The sequence below is a fragment of the Luteimonas salinilitoris genome, assembly GCF_041300785.1.
Lineage (GTDB): Bacteria > Pseudomonadota > Gammaproteobacteria > Xanthomonadales > Xanthomonadaceae > Luteimonas > Luteimonas salinilitoris.
This window is the reverse complement of record NZ_JBFWIB010000047.1, coordinates 1-1,722: the sequence shown is the minus strand read 5'-3', so window position 1 is coordinate 1,722 and position 1,722 is coordinate 1. Positions and strand designations below refer to the sequence as shown.

Annotated in this window: 2 protein-coding genes; both read left to right on the top strand. The window is 56.8% G+C overall.

The genetic code is table 11. From position 1 onward, the window contains the following. Positions 1–401: hypothetical protein (locus AB5T46_RS20340; protein ID WP_370565933.1), on the top strand; the 401-nt coding region annotated here is incomplete at its 5' end. Between the two features lie 242 nt (positions 402–643). Then, a complete protein-coding gene (locus AB5T46_RS20335) occupies positions 644–1,708 on the top strand; it encodes an alpha/beta hydrolase family protein (RefSeq protein ID WP_370565932.1) in 1,065 nt (354 codons plus the stop codon). Positions 1,709–1,722 lie beyond the last annotated feature (14 nt).

Sequence of the window (1,722 nt, the reverse complement as noted above, 5' to 3'; positions counted from 1 at the left end):
GCCGCAGACCAATGAATCAGGTGACTGACAAAATTAAAACAGGGACGGTTGGTGAGTTGCTTGTGCAGATTCGTCTGTTGCAACTCGGTGTTCAAGCCGCACCACCCATCAAGGATTCTGGCAATGACCTTGTGGCTGTGAATGGCCGGGAGTTCCGTGCCATCTCCGTCCGCACGACGACTTCTTTCAGCTACAACAAGCCAAACGCAGCCCGGCTTTATCATGTGCTTGCCGTAGTCCGGCTAGTCGGAGACGATCGCATCATCAACCTTGATGAGTCAGAGATTTTTCTCATCCCACAAGCGGATGTTGCTGGCGCTCCTACTCGCTGTGACCGTTTGGAGCAATACAGGTTCTCTAGACAGGCCGTGGAGACTCACTTTGGCAACCTTGCGGCCTAACAATTCATTCAAGCCGAACCCGCTTCGCGGGTCGGCTTAATTCAGGCGTTATACGGCATAGTGAGGATATCGAGTGGCTGAGACGATCGTGTCGGCTTTCAAGCTGAACTCCGCCTGATCCGGACCGACAAATCTCAGGCCGAAACCTTCCCGCTGCAGCGCGCGTAAATGACTCGGGCGCTCATAGCGAGACGTAGCGTTGGGCGTTGCATGTCAGGAATAATTTGGAGGAGCACTTGCCAATGAATCGCTACTTGCCCGTTCCCGCAATCTTGAACGCCATCATTGTAGGATTGATCGCGTTGCCCTCCATGGCAGCGAACGCTCCTAGAGAACGGTGTGTAGCGCCAGAAGGCACAGCGCTGATTGAGTTCCGGTCCAACGGAAATCATCTAAGAGGCTTCATCGACCTTCCGCATGGTCGCGGTAAGCATCCTGCGATCATGATCGTGCATGGCGGCCTGGACACCGACGTCACCGCAGGTGCCGGCTTTAGTGAGGCGATGCGAAACACCTTTCGACGCGCGGGCATCGCGACGTTGGTTTGGGACAAAGCTGGCAACGGTTGCAGCTCTGGAAAATACGCGGATCCCGTGCTGCCAATTCGCGAGCGCGCCACGGAGACCCTCGCGGCGCTCAACGTGCTCAGGCAACGCAGCGATATCGATTCAAGTCGAATCGGCCTTTGGGCGTTGAGTCAGGGTGCATGGGTGGCGCCGATGGCAATGGTGCAAACCAATGACATTGCATACCTGATTGCGGTTAGCGCACCGGGACGCGATGCGCTCAGTCAGGCAACTTACGAGTCGCTTAGCATCCTTCGCGAGGCGGGCGTAGCTGAATCCGAAGCTCAGGATGTCTACGCAACGCTGCGACGAGGTGTGGCAGTGGCGCGCGCAACTGGCAGCGCACGAGCGTATGCCTCCTTCATCGAACCACTACGCAAGTACCCTTCCATTTGGAAAACGTATGGGCCCGACCCATCCGAGGCCGGGCAAGCGGCAATTCTTTCTGCACCGGAATGGTCGATCAATGCGGATGAGTTCCTGACGCAGTTACGTCAACCCACGCTGGCTGTCTTCGGGCAGCGTGACCGCTTCGTGGATTGGCGCGAAAGTGTCGATGTTTACCGCGACTCGTTCGAACGCTCCGGAAACCGCGACTTGACGATCAAGGTGTTCAAAGACGCCGATCACGACATGCTCGCACCAGCTGCGGATCCGAGCTCGCCTCAAGCTGTTCACGTGGACGGATACATGGAGGCAATGGTCGAATGGCTGAAGGCCAGAAATTTCGCTGGTCGGTAACGTCCGCTTCTGGC